This window comes from Sphingomonas bacterium, from assembly GCF_903643035.1.
GTDB lineage: Bacteria > Pseudomonadota > Alphaproteobacteria > Sphingomonadales > Sphingomonadaceae > Sphingomonas.
In genome coordinates this window covers 1-3,229 of sequence record NZ_CAHJWW010000296.1, presented here as the reverse complement: position 1 = coordinate 3,229, position 3,229 = coordinate 1, and the positions used below count along the sequence as shown (strand labels likewise).

At 70.3% G+C, this 3,229-nt stretch carries 4 protein-coding genes; all 4 read left to right on the top strand.

The features are described from left to right. Nucleotides 1–1,407: transcription termination factor NusA (nusA, locus tag HUV01_RS14140; protein WP_254606687.1), on the top strand; the 1,407-nt coding region annotated here is incomplete at its 5' end. Then, nucleotides 1,407–1,682: a tautomerase family protein gene (locus tag HUV01_RS14135; protein WP_254606685.1), complete on the top strand. Its 276-nt coding sequence runs from the start codon at nucleotides 1,407–1,409 to the stop codon at nucleotides 1,680–1,682. The genes nusA and HUV01_RS14135, both read left to right, overlap by 1 nt. Next, complete coding sequence (locus tag HUV01_RS14130; RefSeq protein WP_174298850.1) at nucleotides 1,663–2,436, top strand: DUF448 domain-containing protein; 774 nt, start codon at nucleotides 1,663–1,665, stop codon at nucleotides 2,434–2,436. Before HUV01_RS14135 ends, HUV01_RS14130 begins: the two co-directional genes overlap by 20 nt. Beyond that, a partial coding sequence (locus HUV01_RS14125) for a translation initiation factor IF-2 associated domain-containing protein (RefSeq protein ID WP_254606682.1) occupies nucleotides 2,437–3,229 on the top strand: 793 nt, incomplete at its 3' end.

The window sequence follows — 3,229 nt, the reverse complement described above, 5'->3', positions numbered from 1 at the left end:
CCGATCGAGTTCGGCCGCATCCAGGCGCAGGCCAGCAAGCAGATCATCTTCCAGAAGGTCCGCGACGCCGAGCGCGAGCGCCAGTTCGAGGAGTTCAAGGACCGGCAGGGCGAGATCATCACCGGCGTCGTCAAGCGCGTCGAGTTCGGGCACGTCGTCGTCGACCTAGGCCGCGCCGAGGGCGTGATCCGCCGCGACGCCCAGATCCCGCGCGAGGTTGTGCGCGTCAACGACCGTATCCGCAGCCTGATCCTGAAGGTCGCGCGCGAGGTGCGGGGGCCGCAGATCTTCCTGTCGCGCGCGCACCCCGACTTCATGAAGAAGCTGTTCGCGCAGGAAGTGCCGGAGATCTACGACGGCATCATCACGATCATGGCCGCCGCCCGCGATCCCGGTTCGCGCGCCAAGATCGGCGTCATCAGCCGCGATTCGTCGATCGACCCGGTCGGCGCGTGCGTCGGCATGAAGGGCAGCCGCGTGCAGGCCGTCGTGCAGGAGATGCAGGGCGAGAAGATCGACATCATCCCCTGGTCGCCCGACACCGCGACCTTCGTCGTCAACGCGCTCCAGCCCGCCAGCGTCAGCCGCGTGCTGATCGACGAGGAGGAGGACCGGATCGAGGTGGTGGTCCCAGACGATCAGCTGTCTCTCGCGATCGGCCGGCGCGGGCAGAACGTGCGGCTCGCCAGCCAGCTGACCGGCAAGGCGATCGACATCCTGACCGAGGCGGACGCGAGCGAGAAGCGCCAGCGCGAGTTCGTAGAGCGGTCCGAGACGTTCCAGAACGAGCTGGACGTCGACGAGACGCTCGCGCAGCTGCTGGTCGCGGAGGGCTTCACCAGTCTGGAGGAGGTCGCCTATGTCGACCTTGAAGAGATCGCCGGTATCGAAGGCTTCGACGAGGATCTGGGCGGCGAGCTGCAGGAGCGCGCGGCCGAGGCGCTGGACCGCCGCGAGGCCGCGAACCGCGAGGAGCGCACGGCGCTGGGCGTTTCCGACGATCTGGCCGCGATACCGCACCTGACCGAGGCGATGCTGGTGACGCTCGGCAAGGCGGGGATCAAGACGCTCGATGACCTGGCCGATCTCGCCACCGACGAGCTGGTCGAGAAGAAGAAGATCGAACCGCGCCGCCGCAACGAGGACGCACCCAAGCGTCCCGAGCCCAAGGGCGGCATCCTGTCCGCGTTCGGGCTGAACGACGAGCAGGGCAACGAGATCATCATGGCCGCCCGCGCGCACTGGTTCGAGGACGATGCGCCTGCCCCGGAGGCCGTCGACGAGCATGGCGGCGGTGATGACGCGGATGTCTCGGAGCCGGCCGAGGGCGAGGCCGGGGCGGATGTCCAGCTTGCGAAGGCGGACGCGGATGGCATCGCCCATGACGAGCAGGGTGAGGACGCCTGATGCCGTTCGTCTCGATCCGCATCTCGGGTACGGCCAGCAAGACGCAGAAGGCGGGCATCGTCGCCGATGTCACGCGCTCGCTGGTCGAGCGGCTGGGAAAGAACCCGGCCGCGGTGCAGATCGTGATCGAGGAGGTGCCGACGGAGAACTATGGCGCCGGCGGCCAGTTGATCGCCGATCGCGATGCGCCTGCGCCTGCGACCGCTCCGTCAGCGGCTCGCGAGCCAGAACTCGCCCTTGTCGGGGAGGACGCACATGCGGACCCCTCGCAATGACGCGCTGACGGTCGGAACACCTCGTGCGGAGCGGGAAGGGAAGGATCCCGTCCGCTCCTGCATTCTCTCGCGCGAGAAGGACCTGCGCAACCACCTCGTCCGGCTGGCGCTCGCGCCGGACGGGCAGGTGTGGCCCGATGTGCGCGCCAAGGCGCCGGGCCGCGGGGCGTGGATCGGGGTCAGGCGGGCCGAGCTGGAAGTGGCGCTGGCCAAGGGCCGGCTACGCGGCGCGCTGGCGCGGACGTTCAGGACCGCCGACTTCACCATGGCTGCCGACCTGCCGGATCAGATCGAGTCGGCATTGCGCCGCGCAACGCTCGATCGGCTGGGGCTGGAGGCGAAGGCGGGTACGCTGCTCAGCGGATCCGAACGGATCGAGGCGGCGGCGCGCGGCGGTCAGCTTCACGCGCTGTACCACGCAGCCGACGCGTCGGCGGACGGCGCGCGCAAGCTGGCGCAGGCGTGGCGAGTGGGCGAGGGCGAGGAGGGCAGTGGGCGCCAAGGGTTGGCGCTACCGGTGACCCGCCCCATATTGTCGTTGGCGCTGGGCCGCGAGAATGTGGTACATCTTGGTCTGACGGACCGCGCTGCGGCAAGGCGAGTGAGCGACGTGCTCGATCGCTGGCTGCACTTCATCGGACCTAGCAACCCTGACGCTCCTTGCGAAACGGCCTCGCCGGGAGCAACGCCTGCCGGAACCACCGACAGGGTTGGGGGCGATGAGCATCAGGCCACGAACGCACGAGGAAATTGAGTGAGCGAGACCGACAACGACAAGCCGAAGCTCGGAATGCGCGCGCCGCTGGGGCTGCGCCGCACGGTCGAGACCGGCAAGGTGAAGCAGAGCTTCAGCCACGGTCGATCGAACACGGTGGTGGTGGAGGTGAAGCGCCGCCGCGTCGTCGGTCCGCAGGGTGGTCAGCCGGAGGTTGCCGACGCACCCGTTGCGGTGGCTCCCGCGCCGGCGCCTCCCGCCGCGTCACGCGTTTCCCCCACCGCGCTATCGCCGCAGGAGCGTCAGTCGATGCTGCTGCGCGAGGCCGAAGAGCAGCGGATGCATGCGCGGGAGGATGCGCGCCTTCGAAGCGACGCCGAGCGCGTGCGGACGATCGAGGACGAGCGCCGCCGCGCGGAGGAGCGTGAAGCGGAGGCGCGCGCCGTGCCGGCTTCCGAATCGGTTGTGGCTCCTCCCGTCAGGGCGAATCCCGAGCCCGTGTCGACGGTCGCCGAGCCCGTGCAGGTGTCGCTCGATGGACCACGCCAGGGCGGTTTCCGTCCAGTGGTGCGCGAGGCCGCGCCGCAGCCCGACGCTCAACCCCAGCCCCCCGAGGCTCAGGTCGCCAGCGTTCCCGAGCCGGTCGTGGCGGAGGCCGCGCCGGTACCGGCGCCGACTCTCGCTCCGCGTCCCCGGCCGGCCTCCGCCCCGCAGACGGTGGAGCTGACGCGCGACCTGTCGGTGCCGGCGCCGCGTCGCTTCTCACCGGTCGCCCGGCCGGAGCGACCCGCACCGCCCCCGCCCAAGCCCGTCGAGGCGCCGGCTCCCGTGG